Annotated in this window: 1 protein-coding gene; it reads left to right on the top strand. The window is 73.2% G+C overall.

The genetic code is table 11. The features are described from left to right. Window positions 1–668 (top strand): condensation domain-containing protein (locus tag IEZ15_RS44200; RefSeq protein WP_229846618.1); only part of this gene is annotated, 668 nt, incomplete at both ends.

Here is a 668-nt window from a genome sequence, read left to right as displayed (position 1 = left end):
CCGCTGGTCGACCTCACGGCCGATGACGTCGCCCGGATCGTCGCCACCGTCGAGGGCGGCGCCGCCAACGTCAAGGACATCTACCCGCTCGCCCCGCTCCAGGAGGGCCTGCTCTTCCACCACCTGCTCGCGGAGGGCGGCGAGGACGCCTACGTCATGCGCGCGGTCCTGGAGTTCGACTCCCGGGACCGGGCGGACGCCTTCACCGACGCCCTCCAGCGGGTGGTGGACCGGCACGACATCTACCGGACCTCGTTCGTGTGGGAGGGCCTGCACGAGCCGGTCCAGGTCGTGTGGCGCCGGGGCACCCTGCCCGTCGAGGAGGTCGTCCTCGACCCGCAGGGCACCGACCCGGTGGCCGAGCTGGTCGCCGTGGGCGGCACCTCCATGGACCTGGGCCGGGCCCCGCTCCTGGGCACCCACGTCGCGGAAGACCCCGGCAGTGACCGCTGGCTGGTCCTCGTGCGCATGCACCACACGGTCCGCGACCACACCGCGCTCCAGATCGTGCTCGACGAGGTCGAGGCGTTCCTGGCGGGGAGGGGCGACGGGCTGCCCGAGCCTCTGCCGTTCCGCACCTTCGTCGCCCAGGCCCAATCCACCGTGGACCGCGCCGAGCACGAGCGCTACTTCGCCGACCTGCTCGGCGACGTCACCGAGCCCACGGC

The organism is Streptomyces atratus (assembly GCF_014648655.1).
GTDB classification, from domain to species: Bacteria; Actinomycetota; Actinomycetes; order Streptomycetales; family Streptomycetaceae; genus Streptomyces; species Streptomyces atratus.
Note: the sequence above shows the minus strand (reverse complement) of the source record. Positions and strands in the feature narration are given on the sequence as shown.